Source organism: Nocardioides mesophilus (assembly GCF_014395785.1).
Lineage (GTDB): Bacteria > Actinomycetota > Actinomycetes > Propionibacteriales > Nocardioidaceae > Nocardioides_B > Nocardioides_B mesophilus.
Map to the genome: position 1 here is coordinate 2,853,316 of NZ_CP060713.1, position 16,415 is coordinate 2,869,730.

General features: G+C 72.2%; 22 protein-coding genes. 11 read left to right on the top strand and 11 right to left on the bottom strand.

Annotated elements, in window-relative coordinates:
- Positions 1 to 25 precede the first annotated feature (25 nt).
- The 3 genes from H9L09_RS13805 to msrA form a co-directional block, all read right to left on the bottom strand.
- The gene (locus H9L09_RS13805) at positions 26 to 376 is read right to left on the bottom strand and encodes a VOC family protein (RefSeq protein ID WP_187577472.1); all 351 of its coding nucleotides are present in this window, start codon (positions 374 to 376) and stop codon (positions 26 to 28) included.
- A gap of 124 nt (positions 377 to 500) precedes the next feature.
- On the bottom strand, positions 501 to 857 hold the full coding sequence (locus H9L09_RS13810) for a YciI family protein (RefSeq protein ID WP_187577473.1): 357 nt from the start codon (positions 855 to 857) through the stop codon (positions 501 to 503).
- A gap of 108 nt (positions 858 to 965) precedes the next feature.
- Positions 966 to 1,619: a peptide-methionine (S)-S-oxide reductase MsrA gene (msrA, locus tag H9L09_RS13815; protein WP_187577474.1), complete on the bottom strand. Its 654-nt coding sequence runs from the start codon at positions 1,617 to 1,619 to the stop codon at positions 966 to 968.
- A gap of 140 nt (positions 1,620 to 1,759) precedes the next feature.
- Between msrA and H9L09_RS13820 the strand changes: the two genes are divergently transcribed.
- The 4 genes from H9L09_RS13820 (at position 1,760) to H9L09_RS13835 (ending at position 6,134) form a co-directional block, all read left to right on the top strand.
- Positions 1,760 to 2,917, top strand: a complete 1,158-nt coding sequence (locus tag H9L09_RS13820) for a cystathionine gamma-synthase (RefSeq protein WP_187577475.1) — start codon at positions 1,760 to 1,762, stop codon at positions 2,915 to 2,917.
- Between the two features lie 22 nt (positions 2,918 to 2,939).
- On the top strand, positions 2,940 to 4,325 hold the full coding sequence (locus tag H9L09_RS13825; protein ID WP_187577476.1) for a glutamate mutase L: 1,386 nt from the start codon (positions 2,940 to 2,942) through the stop codon (positions 4,323 to 4,325).
- A 67-nt stretch (positions 4,326 to 4,392) separates the two neighbouring features.
- Complete coding sequence (locus tag H9L09_RS13830) at positions 4,393 to 4,791, top strand: nuclear transport factor 2 family protein (protein WP_187577477.1); 399 nt, start codon at positions 4,393 to 4,395, stop codon at positions 4,789 to 4,791.
- A gap of 59 nt (positions 4,792 to 4,850) precedes the next feature.
- Positions 4,851 to 6,134, top strand: a complete 1,284-nt coding sequence (locus H9L09_RS13835; protein WP_187577478.1) for an AI-2E family transporter — start codon at positions 4,851 to 4,853, stop codon at positions 6,132 to 6,134.
- Here H9L09_RS13835 and H9L09_RS13840 read toward each other — a convergent pair.
- Positions 6,059 to 7,687 carry an MDR family MFS transporter gene (locus H9L09_RS13840; protein ID WP_187577479.1) on the bottom strand — a complete coding sequence of 543 codons (1,629 nt, stop codon included), beginning with the start codon at positions 7,685 to 7,687 and terminating at the stop codon, positions 6,059 to 6,061. The two genes, H9L09_RS13835 and H9L09_RS13840, sit on opposite strands and share 76 nt — an antisense overlap.
- Positions 7,684 to 8,148, bottom strand: a complete 465-nt coding sequence (locus H9L09_RS13845) for a MarR family winged helix-turn-helix transcriptional regulator (RefSeq protein ID WP_187577480.1) — start codon at positions 8,146 to 8,148, stop codon at positions 7,684 to 7,686. The genes H9L09_RS13840 and H9L09_RS13845 overlap by 4 nt, the downstream gene beginning before the upstream one ends.
- A gap of 84 nt (positions 8,149 to 8,232) precedes the next feature.
- On the opposite strand from H9L09_RS13845, the gene ilvA reads away from it, so the two are divergent.
- Entirely contained in the window at positions 8,233 to 9,444 is a 1,212-nt protein-coding gene (gene ilvA, locus H9L09_RS13850; RefSeq protein ID WP_187577481.1) for a threonine ammonia-lyase, read from the top strand.
- 49 nt (positions 9,445 to 9,493) lie between these two features.
- Here ilvA and greA read toward each other — a convergent pair whose 3' ends face one another.
- Together greA and H9L09_RS13860 are read right to left on the bottom strand one after the other, a co-directional pair.
- Positions 9,494 to 9,994 carry a transcription elongation factor GreA gene (greA, locus tag H9L09_RS13855; protein WP_246456019.1) on the bottom strand — a complete coding sequence of 167 codons (501 nt, stop codon included), beginning with the start codon at positions 9,992 to 9,994 and terminating at the stop codon, positions 9,494 to 9,496.
- A gap of 155 nt (positions 9,995 to 10,149) precedes the next feature.
- A complete protein-coding gene (locus tag H9L09_RS13860) occupies positions 10,150 to 10,569 on the bottom strand; it encodes a DUF4307 domain-containing protein (protein ID WP_187577483.1) in 420 nt (139 codons plus the stop codon).
- Between the two features lie 23 nt (positions 10,570 to 10,592).
- On the opposite strand from H9L09_RS13860, the gene mca reads away from it, so the two are divergent.
- Together mca and H9L09_RS13870 are read left to right on the top strand one after the other, a co-directional pair.
- Positions 10,593 to 11,471, top strand: coding sequence for a mycothiol conjugate amidase Mca (gene mca, locus H9L09_RS13865; protein WP_187577484.1), 879 nt, complete (start codon positions 10,593 to 10,595; stop codon positions 11,469 to 11,471).
- A complete protein-coding gene (locus tag H9L09_RS13870; protein ID WP_187577485.1) occupies positions 11,468 to 11,743 on the top strand; it encodes a hypothetical protein in 276 nt (91 codons plus the stop codon). The genes mca and H9L09_RS13870 overlap by 4 nt, the downstream gene beginning before the upstream one ends.
- Positions 11,744 to 11,750: 7 nt before the next feature.
- Here H9L09_RS13870 and H9L09_RS13875 read toward each other — a convergent pair whose 3' ends face one another.
- Genes H9L09_RS13875 through trxA form a run of 4 tightly spaced genes read right to left on the bottom strand, consistent with a single transcriptional unit; the run spans position 11,751 to position 13,443 of the window.
- Positions 11,751 to 12,383 carry a class I SAM-dependent methyltransferase gene (locus H9L09_RS13875; RefSeq protein WP_187577486.1) on the bottom strand — a complete coding sequence of 211 codons (633 nt, stop codon included), beginning with the start codon at positions 12,381 to 12,383 and terminating at the stop codon, positions 11,751 to 11,753.
- A 17-nt stretch (positions 12,384 to 12,400) separates the two neighbouring features.
- Positions 12,401 to 12,661, bottom strand: a complete 261-nt coding sequence (locus H9L09_RS13880; protein WP_187577487.1) for a metal-sensitive transcriptional regulator — start codon at positions 12,659 to 12,661, stop codon at positions 12,401 to 12,403.
- Between the two features lie 12 nt (positions 12,662 to 12,673).
- Positions 12,674 to 13,069, bottom strand: a complete 396-nt coding sequence (locus tag H9L09_RS13885) for a DUF302 domain-containing protein (protein ID WP_187577488.1) — start codon at positions 13,067 to 13,069, stop codon at positions 12,674 to 12,676.
- On the bottom strand, positions 13,069 to 13,443 hold the full coding sequence (gene trxA / locus H9L09_RS13890; RefSeq protein WP_187577489.1) for a thioredoxin: 375 nt from the start codon (positions 13,441 to 13,443) through the stop codon (positions 13,069 to 13,071). Before trxA ends, H9L09_RS13885 begins: the two co-directional genes overlap by 1 nt.
- Positions 13,444 to 13,642: 199 nt before the next feature.
- Between trxA and H9L09_RS13895 the strand changes: the two genes are divergently transcribed.
- Genes H9L09_RS13895 through H9L09_RS13905 form a run of 4 tightly spaced genes read left to right on the top strand, consistent with a single transcriptional unit; the run spans position 13,643 to position 16,399 of the window.
- The gene (locus tag H9L09_RS13895; RefSeq protein ID WP_187577490.1) at positions 13,643 to 13,981 is read left to right on the top strand and encodes a DUF3140 domain-containing protein; all 339 of its coding nucleotides are present in this window, start codon (positions 13,643 to 13,645) and stop codon (positions 13,979 to 13,981) included.
- Positions 13,982 to 13,986: 5 nt separating this feature from the next.
- A complete protein-coding gene (locus H9L09_RS22485; protein ID WP_223164045.1) occupies positions 13,987 to 14,409 on the top strand; it encodes an MBL fold metallo-hydrolase in 423 nt (140 codons plus the stop codon).
- A gap of 8 nt (positions 14,410 to 14,417) precedes the next feature.
- On the top strand, positions 14,418 to 14,786 hold the full coding sequence (locus H9L09_RS22490) for an MBL fold metallo-hydrolase (RefSeq protein WP_223164046.1): 369 nt from the start codon (positions 14,418 to 14,420) through the stop codon (positions 14,784 to 14,786).
- Positions 14,783 to 16,399 (top strand): RecQ family ATP-dependent DNA helicase, encoded by a 1,617-nt coding sequence (locus H9L09_RS13905; protein ID WP_223164047.1) that lies wholly within the window; start codon positions 14,783 to 14,785, stop codon positions 16,397 to 16,399. Before H9L09_RS22490 ends, H9L09_RS13905 begins: the two co-directional genes overlap by 4 nt.
- The last annotated feature ends 16 nt before the right edge of the window (positions 16,400 to 16,415 follow it).

Genomic DNA, 16,415 nt, shown 5'->3' on the forward strand with positions numbered 1-16,415 from the left:
GGCCGGGACCGCCGTCCGTCTCGACTCACCGAGGCACGTCCCGGCACACGTCCACGATGAGATTCCCGGGTCCGCGAAGGTACGCCGACTCGGTGCCCCAGTCGGTCCTCACCGGACCCATCAGCAGCTCTGCTCCGGCAGCCACCGCACGCTCGACCGTCGTGGCGACGTCGTCGACGTAGTCGTGCAGGATCACGCCCGAGGTCCTACCCCAGTCGACCATGGCGTCCCGGGACAGCATGACGCGCAGGTCGCCGGCCAGGAGCTCGCCGAAGCCGGGTTCGTCCGCGGTCACCGCCCAGCCGTAGGCCGCACTGAGCAGGGCTACCGCCGCGCTGACGTCGTCCACCTGCACGTCGATCGCAGTGACCGCCACGAGGCCCCCTTCGACCAGCTGTGATGTCGCCGCATCGAAGCACGGGACGTCCGCGCCGGGCAAGGCCCCGACGGTCAAGCTGCGTGAGAGCGGAACGGAGCCCGATCGACGACTCGCGAGCCCGTCAGCGGGTCTGAGGCTGCGACCCGAAGCGGCGAACCTCCTGCGGCCAGCCGCACGCCTCGGCCAGCCTGCCCGCCCACATCCTGGCGGCTTCCTCGTCGGCCACGTCCACGACGGTGAAACCGCCCAGGAACTCCTTGGTCTCGACGAACGGCCCGTCGGTGAACAGCAACGTGCCGCTGGTCGCGTCGGCGCTGAAGACCGGGCCGCCCTCCTCCAGGCCGCCGGCGAACACGTAGACGCCGGCGGCCTTCATCTCGTCCACGACCGCCATGGCCAGCGGCCCGCGCTCGCGGAACCACTCCTCGCTGTGGTCGCCCACCCACTGCTGGTTGAAGTAGATCAGGTACTCGGTCATTGTCTGCTCCTCGTCTCCGCCGCGGACCCCGTGTCCGCCCCTACTTCTACTCCACGAACGGCGGCCGCGGGATCCGACAAGCGGGCAGCAGAACTTCCGACCCGGTGATCAGACCCCGGCCGGGAACGGCACGCCCGTCGCGCTGTGGCAGCGGTAGCCGTTGGGGTTCTTCGCGAGGTACTGCTGGTGGTGGTCCTCGGCGTAGTAGTACGTCGGGGCCGGCTTGATCTCGGTGGTGATCGGACCGTAGCCACGCTCGCGGATCAGCGGCTCGTAGGCCGTCTTCAGGCGCTCCGCGGTCTCGGCCTGCTCCGGGCTCAGCGTGTAGATGGCCGAGCGGTACTGCGTGCCGACGTCGTTGCCCTGGCGCATCCCCTGGGTGGGGTCGTGGAACTCGAAGAACGCCTTCACCAGGTCGGCGTAGGAGACCTTCGACGGGTCGAAGACGACCCGGACGGCCTCGGTGTGGCCGGTCTGGCCCGAGCACACCTGCTCGTACGACGGGTGCGGGGTCGTGCCGCCGGCGTACCCGACCGAGGTCGACCAGACGCCCGGCATCCGCCAGTAGATCTCCTCGGCGCCCCAGAAGCAGCCGAGTCCGAAGACGGCCACCTCGTAGCCCTCGGGAATCTCCGCCTCGGGGGTGACGACCGGGGCGTCGAGCACGGCGTGGCGCTCGGCGATCGTGAACCACTGCTCGGTCCGGCCCTTGAGCGCCTGGTCCGGCGTCGGCAGCTGGGTCTTGTGACGGTTGAACAGCACGGGCACTCCTCGTATCGGCTCTGTATCGCTCCGGGGATGGTTCGACCGCTACAACGCGGCGGATGGCCCGAACCTTCCCGGAGCCCCGCACGGCACCCGCAGGGACGCACCCGGGTCGGGGAGTGGCTAGGCTCGCGGGCATGAGCGAGCAGTCCCAGAAGGCAGGATTCGAGACCCGCGCCATCCATGCGGGCTACGACCCGGACCCGATGACCGGCGCGGTGATCCCGCCCATCTACGCCACCAGCACCTACAAGCAGGACGGCGTCGGCGGGATGCGGGGAGGCTACGAGTACTCCCGCTCCGCGAACCCGACCCGCACCGCGCTCGAGGGCAACCTCGCCGCGCTCGAGGAGGGGGAGCGGGCGTTCGCGTTCGCGAGCGGGCTGGCCGCCGAGCACACCCTGCTTCAGGCCCTGTGCCGGCCCGGCGACCACGTCGTCATCCCCAACGACGCGTACGGCGGCACCTACCGGCTGTTCGCGAAGGTCGAAGAGCCGTGGGGTCTCGCGTACACCCCGGCGCCCGTGTCCGACGTGGACGCGATCCGGGCCGCGATCCGCCCCGGCGAGACCAAGGTGGTCTGGCTGGAGACCCCGACCAACCCGATGCTGACCATCGGCGACATCGAGGCGGTCGCGTCGGTCGCCCACGACGCCGGCGCGCTGCTCGTCGTCGACAACACCTTCGCCTCGCCGTACCTCCAGCAGCCGCTCACCCTCGGCGCGGACGTCGTCGTGCACTCGACGACGAAGTACTGCGGCGGGCACTCCGACGTCGTCGGCGGCGCGCTGGTCGTCAAGGACCTCGAGGTCGCCGAGAAGGTGGCCTTCCACCAGAACTCCATCGGCGCGGTCGCCGGCCCGTTCGACGCCTGGCTCACCCTGCGGGGCCTGAAGACCCTCGGGGTGCGGATGGACCGGCACTGCGACAACGCGGAGAAGGTCGTGGAGTTCCTGTCCGGCCACGGCGCGGTCGCCGAGGTGATCTACCCCGGCCTGGAGAGCCACCCCGGCCACGCCGTCGCGGGCCGGCAGATGAAGCGGTACGGCGGCATCGTCTCGTTCCGCGTCAACGGCGGCGAGGCCGAGGCGCTCGCGGTGTGCGAGCGGGCCGAGGTGTTCACGCTCGGGGAGTCGCTGGGCGGCGTCGAGTCGCTCATCGAGCACCCCGGACGGATGACGCACGCCTCGGTGGCCGGCACCGACCTCGAGGTGCCCGCGGACCTGATCCGGCTCTCGGTGGGCATCGAGACCTCCGACGACCTGCTCGCCGACCTCGACCAGGCGCTGCGGTGACGCCGCCGCACCCGACGCGGAGATGAGCGAGCTCGTCGCCTGCGTGGACTTCGGGTCGACGTTCACCAAGGCGGCCCTGGTCGACGTCTCGGTGGGCCGGCTGCTGGCCACCGCCGACCACCGCACCACCATCGACACCGACGTCCTCGACGGCTGGGAGGCCTGCCGGTCCACGCTGGTGGCCGCCGACCCGCGGGCCGCTGACGCGCCGGTGCTGGCCTGCTCCTCGGCCGGCGGCGGGCTGCGGATCGCCGTCGTCGGCAACGAGGAGCTGGTCACCGCCGAGGCCGGTCGCCGGGTCGCGCTCTCCAGCGGCGGCCGGGTCGTGCACGTCACCCACGGCGGCCTGGCCCGCGCGGACCTGCCGGCCTTGCGCGAGAGCCGCCCCGACGTGGTCCTGCTGGTCGGCGGGACCGACGGTGGCAACGCCGAGGTGCTGCTGGCCGCCGCCACCACCCTGGCCCGGGCCCGCTGGCGCCGGCCGGTCGTGGTCGCCGGCAACGTCGAGGTGCAGGACGTGGTCGCCGGGCTGCTGGAGGGCGCCGGCACGCCGTACGTCGTCGCGGACAACGTCGTGCCGAAGATCGGGGTGCTCGCCCCGGAGTCGGCACGCGCCGCGATCCGGGAGATGTTCCTGCGGCACGTGATCGGCGGCAAGCACCTCTCGAAGCGCGCCGACTTCACCGCGATGGTGCGCGGCGCGACGCCCGACGTGGTCCTCACCGCCGTCGAGCTGCTGGCCCGCGGCCTGCCGTCGGGAACCGAGGCGGAGCGGCGCCCCGGGGCCGGCGACGTGGTCGTCGTCGACGTCGGCGGCGCCACCACCGACGTGCACTCGGTCGTCGAGCTCGACCCCGAGGAGGCGGGCCTCTCCCGGGAGGTGGTCGCCGAGGTGCCGGTGACCCGCACCGTCGAGGGCGACCTCGGCATGCGCTGGAGCGCGGTGACCACCGTCACCGAGGGGATCGCCGCCGGCTGGGTCGGGGAGGAGCTCGAGGCGGCCGCCGCGCACCGGCAGCACGACCCCGCGTTCGTGCCCACCGACGACGACGAGCGCCGGGTGGACCGGGACCTCGCCGCGGTCGCGGTCGGGATCGCGCTGCGTCGCCACGCCGGCCGCTCCCAGGTGGTCTTCGGCCCGGGCGGCCGGGTGGTGGAGCGCACCGGCAAGGACTTGCGCGAGGTGGACGTGCTGGTCGGCTCCGGCGGGGTGCTGCGCCACGACACCGGGGGACCCGACGGTGGGGCGGCCACGGTGCTGCTGCGACACCTGCGCGACGGCGCCGACTGGCAGCTGCCGGAGCATCCGCGCGCCGTGATCGACCAGCACTACGTGCTGGCGCCGGCCGGACTGCTCGCGGCCGAGCACCCCGAGGCGGCGTACCGGCTGGTGCGCACCCTGCTCTGAGGCAGCCGCCCAGCGGTGGCTTCTCGCCCTGGTGACGGCTGAGCCGGATCGGGAGCATGCTGGAGGGATGACCGACCGCGACGACTTCCTGTCCTGGGTCGCCACCGTGCTGTACGAGGCGGAGCTGGCTCTGCACAACGGTGACGCGGAACCGCGCCGGGCGATCTGGTCCCGCAACGAGCCCGTGATCATCCTCGGGGCGTGGCGCAACGCCGCGGGTCAGCACGAGGTCCGGGAGGCCTTCGATGCCCTGGAGCAGACCTTCTCGGACTGCACCTCCTACGCGTTCGAGCTCCACCTGTGCGACGTGGTGGGCGACATGGCCTGCACGGCCGGCTTCGAGCACATCTCGACCTCGGTGGACGGTGAGCCGCGCAGCTTCACGCTGCGTGCCACACAGGTGTACCGGCGCGAGGGCGGCGAGTGGAAGGTGGCGCTCCGGCATGCCGACACGGTGACGCCGTGACCGGTCCCGCCGCGGACGGCGGCGCGCTGGCGTAGGTGACGTCGCCTAGCCTTGCGTCCATGACTGAGGGTGACCGCACCACCGGCCGGATGACCGCCCGGTTGAGCCAGCTGCGAGCGACGCAGCGGGCCCGCTCCGACGACCGGTTCGCGGAGCGCTTCGCCCAGCAGTGGTCGCAGATCCGGGCGGAGCGGGCTCCCGAGCCGCCGACGATCGACGCCGGCCCGACCAACTGGAGCCGGGCCCAGGTGCCGTGGGCTTTCGACCTCGCGGCCGCCTGGTCGTGGCGGCTGCTGGTGATCGCGGCCGCGGGTTACGTCGTGCTGTGGATCTTCGACCGGTTCTCGGTGATCTTCCTGCCGCTCGCGATCGCGCTGCTGCTCGCCGCGCTGGCCGCGCCCGTCGTCGAGTCCGCCGCCAAGGTGCGCATCCACCGCAAGCTGGCCGCGGCGGTCGTGGTGCTGGGCGGCCTGGGCACCGTGGTGCTGCTGCTGACGTTCGTCGGCACCCAGGTCTCGGCCGGTGTCTCGGACCTGTCCGGCCAGGTCGTGGACGGCCTCGAGGAGATCCGGCGCTGGCTGCGCGACGGCCCGCTCAACGCCAGCGACTCCCAGATCAACGACTACATCCAGCAGGCGCAGCAGGCGGTCTCCAGCTCCAGCGAGCAGGCGGTCAAGCGGGCGACCGAGGTCGGCACCACCATCGGCCACATCGTCGCCGGCATCTTCATCGTGCTGTTCGCGACCTACTTCTTCCTCGCCGACGGCGACCGCATCTGGGCCTGGTTCGTCCGACTGTTCCCGCGGGCCGCCCGCAAGCGCACCGACGAGTCCGGCCGCGTGGCCTGGCGCTCGCTGACCCAGTTCGTCCGGGTCACCGTGATCATCGCCTTCGTCGACGCGCTCGGCGTGTTCATCGCCGCGCTGGTCCTGCAGGTGCCGTTCGCGATCGCGATCGGCGTGCTGGTCTTCCTGGGCGCGTTCATCCCGATGGTCGGCGCCACCCTGTCCGGCTCCGTCGCGGTGCTGGTCGCCCTGGTGGCCCAGGGCCCCTTCATCGCGCTGCTCATGCTCGGCGCCGTGATCGCCGTGCAGCAGCTCGAGGCGCACGTCCTCCAGCCGTTCCTGACCGGGCGGTTCGTCTCGCTGCACCCGCTCGGCGTGATCGTGGCGATCGGCATGGGCGTGCTGGTCGCCGGCATCGCCGGTGCCCTGCTCGCGGTGCCGCTGGTCGCCGCGCTCAACGCGGTCGCGCAGTACCTCGCCGGCTACACCGAGGTGGGGGAGTCCGCCGAGGAGGCGGCCGTCGACGACCCGGGCACGCCGGAGCCGTCCGAGGCCTGAGCCTCGGGGCCGCCCTCGGCGGCACCCGCCGCGGTGCGCTCGCCGAGCGGCACCTCCTTGATGAACATCGCCACGACGAACGCGACGAGGACCAGCGGTACGGCGGTCAGGAAAACGTCGTGCAGCGCGGCGCTGAACGCCCCGGTCACCAGCTCACGCAGCTGGTCTGGCAGCTGCTGGATGGCCTGCACGTCCTGGCTCACGCTGTCGAGGTTGCCGGGCGGCTTCGAACCGGCCGGCAGGTCGGCGGTGGCCTGCGTCAGGTGGTAGGTGAGCCGGCTGGCCAGGATCGCCCCGAACAACGCCGTACCGAACGAGCCGCCCACCTGGCGGAAGAACGTCACCGAGCTGGTCGCGACGCCCATGTCCTTGCGGTCCACCGAGTTCTGCACGATGACCACGAGCACCTGGAGGGTGAAGCCCAGGCCGAGGCCGAGGATGTACATCGAGAGGCCCGCGAACCAGTACGGCGTGCTCGCGTCCAGCCGGGACAGCATCACCAGCGCGACCGCGACGATCAGCGCCCCCGCCATCGGGAACGGCTTGTAGCGACCCGTGCGGCTCATCAGGATGCCGGAGCCGATCGAGGTGGTGAAGATGCCCGCCACCATCGGCAGCATGGCCAGCCCGGACTTCGTCGGGCTCATCCCGTCGACCACCTGCAGGTAGACCGGCAGGAAGATCATCGAGCCGAACATCGCGATGCCGACGAGGAACCCGAAGACGTTCGCGATCGAGAAGATCGAGTTGCGGAACAGCCGCATCGGGATGATCGGCTCGGTGGCACGCAGCTCGACGAGGACGAAGAGTGCCGCCAGCACGAAGCCGCCGACCAGCAGCGCGAGGCCGGTGCCCGAGGTCCAGCCCAGGTCCGGCCCGGCCCACGCGGTGTAGAGCAGGAAGCAGGTCACCGAGGCGACCACCACGGCGGCGCCGAGGTAGTCGATCGAGTGCTCGCGCCGCACGTGCGGGATCTTCAGCGCCGCGGTGGTGACCACCAGCGCGACCAGGCCGAGCGGCAGGTTGATGTAGAAGATCCACTCCCAGCCGGGGCCGTCGGCGAACCAGCCGCCGAGCACCGGGCCGAGCACCGAGGAGGTGCCGAAGACCGCGGCGAAGTAGCCCTGGTAGCGGCCGCGCTCCCGCGGCGGCACGATGTCGCCGATGGTCGCCAGCGCCAGCGACATCAGGCCGCCACCGCCGAGGCCCTGGACGGCGCGGAACACGATCAGCTGGTCGATGTTCTGCGACAGCCCGGAGAGCAGCGAGCCGACCATGAAGGTGACGATCGCGATCTGGAACAGCAGCCGCCGGCCGTAGAGGTCGGAGATCTTGCCCCACAGCGGCGTCGACGAGGTGGCGGTGAGCAGGTACGCCGTCACCACCCACGACAGCTTGTCGAGGCCGCCGAGCTCGGAGGTGATCCGGGGCAGCGCGGTGCTGACGATGCTCTGGTCGAGCGCGGCCAGGAACATGCCGACCATCAGGCCGCCCATGACCACGAGGATCTGCTTGTGGGACAGGTAGCCCTGGTCGTCGGCGGTGGTGGTCATGGGAGCTCCTGGATGTCGGAAGCGAGTCGGTAGAGGAGGCGGCGCAGCGTCTCGCGGTCGGTGTCGTCCCAGGCCGCGATCGCCTCGCCGAGGAGGGCCCGTCGCCGGGCGGAGCCGGCTTCGACGCGGGAGAGGCCCAGGGCGCTGATCGCGACCCGGCTGGCCCGGCCGTCGTCGGGGTCGGTGGCCCGCTCGAGCATCCCGCGGTCCTCCAGGGACCGCACGTGCCGGCTGACCGTGGACGCGTCGAGGTGCAGGTGCTCGGCGAGCGTGGAGACCCGCAGGGGGCCCCGGTGCTGCAACGCCTTGAGCAGCGGGATCGAGGTGAACTCGAGATCCTCGCCGGGCAGTCGCTGGCGCAGCCGCTGGCCCACCCGGACCAGCGCCAGCATCACGGCGTCCTCGACGGTGGCCGGCTCGGGCGTGGACCCGGCGACCGCCTCCGACGCTGTAGGTTGCATGGCACAAGCATGCATCCACGCGGGTCGCCACACAAACCGCGGTCCGTCGCTGCTCCGGACCGGCCAGGTCCTAGGGTGAGCGCCATGACCGACCCGCTGCCGACGCTGGCCGACATCGAGACCGCGCGCGAGGCGCTCGAGGGCGTGGCGATCTGCACGCCGATGGAGGAGTCCCGGTGGCTCTCCGGGATCGCCCGCGGCCCGGTGCTGCTCAAGGCGGAGAACCTGCAGCGGACCGGCTCGTTCAAGATCCGCGGCGCCTACCTGCGGATGTCCCGGCTCTCCGCCGAGGAGCGGGCGAACGGCGTGGTCGCGGCGAGCGCCGGCAACCACGCCCAGGGCGTGGCGCTCGCCGCTCAGCTGCTCGGCATCCACTCGACGGTCTTCATGCCCGAGGGGGCGCCGATCCCCAAGGAGAAGGCGACCCGCGGCTACGGCGCCGAGGTGGTCTTCCACGGCCACAGCGTCGACGAGGCGCTGGTGCGCGCCAAGGCGTTCGCGGCCGAGACCGGGGCGGTGCTGATCCACCCCTTCGACCACGCCGACATCGTGACCGGTCAGGGCACCTGCGGCCTGGAGATCCTCGACCAGTGCCCGGAGGCCCGGACCGTGCTGGTGCCCACCGGTGGCGGCGGCTTCCTGGCCGGGATCGCCACCGCGATCAAGCAGCGGCAGCCCGACGTCCGGGTGGTCGGCGTGCAGGCGGAGGGCGCGGCGGCGTACCCGGGCTCGCTGGCCCAGGGGCACCCGGTGCCGCTGGCGGCGATGTCCACGATGGCGGACGGGATCGCGGTGGGCTGTCCCGGGGAGGTGCCGTTCCGCGCGATCCAGCAGTACGTCGACGAGATCCTCACCGTCAGCGAGGAGTCGCTGTCACGGGCGCTGCTGATGCTCCTCGAGCGCGCCAAGCTGGTCGTGGAGCCGGCGGGCGCCGCCGCGGTGGCGGCGATGCTGGACGACCCGGAGCGGTTCGAGACGCCCGCCGTGGCGGTGCTGTCCGGCGGCAACGTCGACCCGCTGCTGCTGATGCGGGTGATGCGGCACGGCATGGCCGCGGCCGGCCGGTACCTCTCGTTCAAGGTCCGGATCCCCGACCTGCCCGGCGGCCTCGCCCGGTTGCTCGGCGAGCTCGCGGAGGCGGAGGCCAACGTGCTCGACGTCGTGCACGAGCGGACCTCGACGCACCTGCACCTCGATGAGGTGGAGGTGGCGCTGCAGGTCGAGACCCGCGGGCCCGAGCACGCCGACCGGGTGCTCAACCGGCTGCGGGCCAGCGGCTACTACCTGTCGCGGTAGCCGCGGCACGCAGCCGGCGGGGGAGCTGTGGAGCGGTGGGGTCCGGTCGTCAGCCGACGAACGGGACCGCGTCGACGATCTCGACCTTGAGCTCCTTGCCGTTCGGCGCGTGGTAGGCGATCGTGTCGCCGACCTTGGAGCCGATGATGGCGGCGCCGAGCGGCGACTGCGGGGAGTAGACCTCGAGGTCGTCGGGCGTCTCGATCTCGCGGGCGCCGAGCAGGAACACCTCGGTGTCGGAGTCGCCGACGAACCGGGTGGTGACCCGCATGCCCGGCTCGACGACACCGTCGTCGGCCGGGGTCTCGCCGACCTCGGCGCGGCGCAGCATGTCCTCGAGCTGGCGGATCCGGGCCTCGGTCTTGCCCTGCTCCTCGCGGGCGGCGTGGTAGCCGCCGTTCTCCTTGAGGTCGCCCTCGTCCCGGGCGGCGGCGATCCGCTCGATGATCTCCTGGCGCACGGGACCACGCAGGTGCTCGAGCTCGGCCTGGAGCTTGTCGAAAGCGTCCTGGGTCAGCCAGACCACGTGGGGTTCGCTGGACTGCGTCACGGTGAGGGTGCTCCTGTGCATATCGGGGGTCCGGGCGGTGGGACGTGCGTCACTGGGCGCCTGCCACCCGGAGTGGTTCAGGCAAGTAGATGAGTCTACCAAGCCGACCCCGCCGTACCCCAATCTCCGGCAACATCGCGCCACCCAGGGGTGGCTCAGCGGCGGAGCGTCTGTCCCGGAGCCGTGCAGCCGATCGTGTCCACCGAGGTGGCGAGCCGCTCGGTGCGCACGGTGGCGTCGAGCGTGGCGGTGGCCGGTTGCTCGGGGCCGACCGGCACGTTGAGCTCGCCCACGATGGTGTGGTCGGAGGCGTAGGCACGCAGCAGGCAGCTGGCCTCCACGTCGGTGGAGCGGCGTACGACGGTGAACCGGGCGTCGACCGCGTGCTGCCCCCGGGTCTCGAACGAGACCATGTCCGACTGCACCAGCGGCCGCCCGTGCGCGAGCATCACCCAGACCAGCCAGACCACCCCGACGACGGCGAGCACCGCGACGGCGGCGATCACGGCCACGCGGCTGCGACGGCGTGCCGGTGTCGCGGTGCCGTAGCGCTCGGCCAGGTCGGGGGTGCTCACACCTCCATCCTAGGATTGAGGTCATGCTCCGGCTCATGCACGTCCACGCCCACCCCGACGACGAGTCGAGCAAGGGCGCGGCGACCACCGCGAAGTACGTCGAGGAGGGGGTCGACGTACACGTCGTCACCTGCACCGGGGGCGAGCGGGGATCGATCCTGAACCCCAAGATGGACCGACCGGACGTGCTGGCCAACATCAGCGAGGTCCGGCGCCAGGAGATGGAGCGGGCTCGCGAGATCCTCGGCGTGCGCCAGGACTGGCTCGGCTTCGTGGACTCCGGGTGGCCCGAGGGCGACCCCAAGCCGCCGCTGCCGGAGGGCTGCTTCGCGCTGGTCCCCGTCGAGGAGGCGGCCGAGCCGCTGGTGCGGCTGATCCGGGAGTTCCGCCCGCACGTGATGACGACGTACGACGAGAACGGTGGCTACCCGCACCCGGACCACGTCATGTGCCACCAGGTGAGCATGCATGCGTTCCAGGCGGCCGGCGACCCGGAGCGGTACCCGGACGCGGGGGAGCCCTGGCAGCCGCTGAAGCTGTACTACCACCACGGCTTCCACCGCGAGCGGACCCAGGCGCTGCACGACGAGATGGTCCGACGGGGGCTGGAGTCGCCCTACGCGGAGCGGCTCGCGGAGTGGAAGCCCGACCCCGAGCACGACGCCCGGATCACCACGCGGGTGCCGTGCGCCGACTGGTTCCCGGTCCGCGACCGGGCGCTGCTCGCGCACGCCACCCAGATCGACCCCGACGGGGCTTGGTTCGCCTGCCCGCTGGAGGTGCACCAGAAGGCGTGGCCCACCGAGGACTACGAGCTGGTGCACACCCACGTGCCGGCCCCGACGCCCGAGGACGATCTGTTCGCGGGGGTTCGCGAGGCAGTTGAGAGGATGGGGTCATGAGCATGCTCCCCGCACTGGACCTGGTGTCGCAGACGACCGCGGTCTGGCTGGTCGCCGCGGCCCAGAAGATGCCCGAGCCCGAGGACGTGAAGGCGGGCTGGCTGGGGTTCGCGGTGTTCCTGGCCCTCGCGGCGGCGGTGGCGTTCCTGGGCTTCAGCCTGAGCAAGCACCTGCGCAAGGTGAACTTCGAGGAGCAGGCCGACGGGCCCGCCGTAGATCCGGACGCGACGGTCACCGACGTCGAACCTCAGAGCCGGCCGCCGGTCTCCTGAGCAGCTCTCAGGCCGTGCGGACCAGGCGGACCAGCGCGTCGTAGGCGGTGCGCTCCGGCTCGCCCCCGTGCCCGTCCGCTGCGGGGACGGTGCGCGCCACCCGCTCGGCCCGCTCGACGTCGAAGCGCTCTCCGTCCAGCGCCGCGAGGACGTCCTCCGCGGTGTAGAGCACGTCGGGGTCCTGCGGTCCGCCCGTGCCTTCGGTGAGGTTCGTGGAGTCGTGGGCGACCACGAAGAGCGTCCCGCCGGGCACCAGCGCGGTGAAGGCATGGCGTACGGCGGTGTGCAGCTGGTCGGCCGGGATCTGCAGGTATGCCATCAGCGCGAGGTCGTAGCCCACCGGCCCGGGGGTCCACTCCAGGACGTCGGAGTGGACCCAGTCGACGTGCAGGTCGGCTCCGGCCGGATGGACGGCGAGGGCGCGGCGGCCCTTCTCCAGGCCGATCAGGGAGAAGTCGACCGCGGTGACCTCCCAGCCCTGCTCGGCCAGCCAGATGGCGTTGCGCCCCTCGCCGGCCGCCAGGTCGACCGCCCGGCCGGGCCGGAGCCCGGCCAGCTCGGAGGCGACGAACTGGTTGGGTCCGGCGGACCAGACCATCTCGGTGCCGGCGTAGCGCTCGTCCCAGTCGCGCGCGTCCATCGACGTACCTCCTTGGCTCAGGCGAGGGAGAGGAAGAGCTTCTCCATCTTGGCGGTGTCGAGCTCGTTGATCTCGCCGTCGGTCATGCACTGCTTGAGGCCGGTGGCGACGATGGAGAAGCCGGCCCGGTCCAGGGCGCGGCTGACCGCGGCGAGCTGGGTGACGACGTCCTCGCACTCACGGCCGGACTCGAGCATCCGGATCACGCCCTCGAGCTGGCCGCGGGCCCGCTTGAGCCGGTTGATGGCGGAGCCCATCTCCTCGGGAGGTAGCTGCATGAGCGGGTCCTTTCAGGACGGGGGGAGGGCGTCGAGCGCGGCGGTGAGGCGGGAGCCGGCGTCGTCGGCGACGGCGCCGAGCCCGGGGTTGCCGGTGAGGGTGACCATCGTCTGCGGGTCCACGGCCTCGACGAGGGACTCCCCGTCGCCGAGCGAGCGGACGACGACGTTGCAGGGCAGCAGCGCGGCGACCGAGGGGTCCACCTGCAGGGCCTGGTGCGCCAGCGGCGGCCGGCAGGCCCCGAGGATCACCTGCGCGGGGACGTCGACGTCGAGCTTGGCCTTGAGCGTGGCCGCGATGTCGATCTCGGTGAGGATCCCGAAGCCCTGGTCGGCCAGGGCGGCGCGAACCAGGGCGACGGTCTCCGCGTAGGGCAGCGGGACCCTCCGGTCCAGCGTGTAGCGCATCAGCCCTCAGCCTGCTTCTGCTGCTGGGCGACCTGGCTGTGCACCTCGTCCATGTCGAGGCTGCGGACCGCGTCGATGACCTGGTCGAGGGCCTGCGGCGGCAGCGCGCCCGGCTGGGAGAAGACGAGGACGCCCTCGCGGAAGGCCATCAGCGTCGGGATGGAGGTGATGTTCGCGGCGCGGGCGAGCGCCTGCTCGGCCTCGGTGTCCACCTTGCCGAACACGATGTCGGGGTTGACGTCAGCGGCCTTCTCGAAGGTGGGCGCGAACTGACGGCACGGGCCGCACCACGAGGCCCAGAAGTCCACGAGGACGATGTCGTTCTCGGAGACGGTCTGCTCGAAGCTGGAGGCGGTCAGAGCGGTCGTAGCCATGGAGGAGGTCCTTCCGGTGGTGGGTCGAGGGTATACCTAGCGGGGTATCCACTGGGTACAAGGATCCCGCTCTCCGCGGTATTCCCGGTGCACCCCGGCCGACACCTCCGCATGCCCGCCGGGGGCGTGGGGTACGTCGGTCGCGCCGTGGCGTCCACCGTTCCCGGAGGCGCCGACGAAACCGAGAGGAGGCGCAGCGATGGCTGAGGACCTGGTGCCCGACGAGCTGTGGGAGGAGTTCCACCGGGTGGTGAACATGACCTCGCGGGAGCTCGCCGACTGGCTCCGCGTGCGCAGCGCCGAGGAGGAGGCCGAGGTGTTGCCCGATCAGGCCGGCACCCCGACCGGGCAGCAGGTGCTGCACATCCTCGGCAAGCGCCGCACCGACCTGACCCCGGACGACGTCCGGGTCATGGAGAAGGTCGTCCGCAGGGTCCACGACCAGCGCCGCGACGACCTCGAGCCGACCGCCGGCGACGACGCGTGGCGGCACAAGCTGATGAGCATCGGCCACGACCCGTTGAAGCCGGCCGGCTGACGTCGATGAGCAGCCTCACCTTCGTCGGGACGGCCACCACGCTGCTCCGGCTCGGCCCGTTCACGGTGCTCACCGACCCGAACTTCCTGCACCGCGGCCAGCGTGCCTACCTGGGCAAGGGGCTGTGGTCGCGGCGGCTGACCGAGCCGGCGATCCAGCCGGACGCGCTGCCCGAGCTGGACGCCGTGGTGCTCTCGCACCTGCACGGGGACCACTTCGACCGGGTCGCGAAAGCCGGCCTGGCCCGCTCGCAGCCGGTGCTGACCACCCCGGCTGCCGCCCGACGGCTCGACCGGTGGGGCTTCGCGACGGTCGGCCTGCGCACCTGGGAGTCCCGCACGCTGACCCGCGGCGAACAGACGCTGACCGTCACCGCGCTGCCTGCCGTCCACGCCCGCGGCGTGATGGGTGCCCTGCTGCCCCGGTGATGGGCTCGATGCTGGAGCTGCGGAACGGCGCCGACATGACCGGCCGGGTCTACGTCAGCGGCGACACCCTGACCGGCGACCACGTCGACGAGATCAGCGAACGCTTCCCCGACATCGACGCCGCGGTGGTGCACCTGGGCGGCACCCGGGTGCTGTTCCACACGGTCACGATGGACGCCGAGCAGGGCGTGGACTTCCTGCGCCGGGCGCGGCCCACCGAGGCGGTGCCGGTGCACTACGACGACTACGGCGTCTTCCGCTCCCCGCTCGCCGACTTCGAGCGGCTCGCCGGCCGGTCCGGGTTGCCGACCGAGGTCCGGTCGGTGCGGCGCGGGGAGACGCTCACCCTGTTCCAGAACGCCGGTCGTCCCGCGTGAGCGCGGGTGGCGCAGCCGACGGTGGCGCCGCCGCCGGCCGGATCCGGGAGACCGCCCGGCGGGTCTTCGGGCACAGCAGCCTGCTGCCCGGACAGGGCGAGGCGATGCGGGCGCTGCTGGGCGGCCACGACGTCCTGCTGGTCTCCCCGACCGGCTCGGGGAAGTCGCTGACCTACCAGGTCGCAGGCGTGCTGCTGGAGGGCTGCACCGTCGTCGTCTCGCCGCTGCTGGCGCTGCAGCACGACCAGATCCTCGGCCTGGAGGACGGCGGAGCGCGGACCCGTGCGGTGCGGATCAGCTCGGAGGAGTCGCCCGCGGAGCACGAGGACGCGCTCGAGCGGGTGCGCGCCGGCGAGGTGGAGTTCCTGTTCCTGTCCCCGGAGCAGCTGGCCAACGACGACGTACGCTCCGCCGTCGCAGCGCTCCGGCCCAGCCTGGTCGCCGTCGACGAGGCGCACTGCGTCTCCGCCTGGGGGCACGACTTCCGGCCCGACTACTTCCGGCTCGGCGAGCTCATCGAGGAGCTGGGCTCGCCGCGGGTGGTGGCGATGACCGCGACCGCGGCGCCGCCGGTGCGCGAGGACATCGTGGAGCGGCTGCACCTGCGCGAGCACCGGCTCGTCGTGACCGGCTTCGAGCGGGAGAACATCGCGCTCTCGGTGCAGCGCTCCGCCACCGTCGAGCAGCAGCGGCGGGCGGCGCTGGAGGCCGTCGCGGCGACCGAGGGGTCAGGCATCGTCTACTGCCGGACCCGGAAGGCGACCGAGGAGTACGCCGCCGCCATCGAGGAGCAGGGGAGGTCGGTCGCGATCTACCACGCCGGCCTACCCCGCAAGGCCCGCGCCCAGGCGCACGAGCGGTTCATGGACGGGGAGGTCGAGGTGATGGTCGCGACCTCGGCGTTCGGGATGGGCATCGACAAGCCAGACATCCGGTTCGTGGTCCACGCCCAGGTGCCGGAGTCCCCGGACACCTACTACCAGGAGGTCGGCCGCGCCGGCCGGGACGGCGAGCCTGCCGCCGCGACGCTGATGTACCGGCCCGAGGACCTCTCCCTGGGCCGGTTCTTCACCGGCGGCGTCCCGAAGCGGGACGACGTGGCCGCGGTGGTGGCAGCGGTACGGCGGCTCGGTGACGACGACCGCTTGCGGATCCAGGAGCGGACCGGCCTCGGGCCCCGGAAGGTCGGCCGGATCCTCAACCTGCTGGACCTCGAGGAGCACGTGCCGTCCGCAGCGCGGCCCTCCGACCTGGTGGATGCCGTGCTGGAGCGCGCGGAGGGACACCGCAAGCTGCAGCACTCGCGCGTGGAGATGATGCGCGGCTACGCCGAGACGACCCGCTGCCGCTCCGACTTCCTGCTCGCCTACTTCGGTGAGGAGCAGGCCGAGCCGTGCGGCGACTGCGACAACTGCGTGGCCGGCACCGCGACGAGCGGCGACTGGCGGCATCCCGACCTCCCGCTGCAAGGGCGGGTGCGCCACGACGAGTTCGGCGAGGGCACGGTCACCGACGTGGAGGAGGACCGGGTCACGGTGCTGTTCGAGGACGTCGGCTACCGCACGCTGTCGTTGGCGCTGGTCCGCGAGCACGAGCTGCTCGAGACCCTCTGAGAGCCGCCCGGACGCG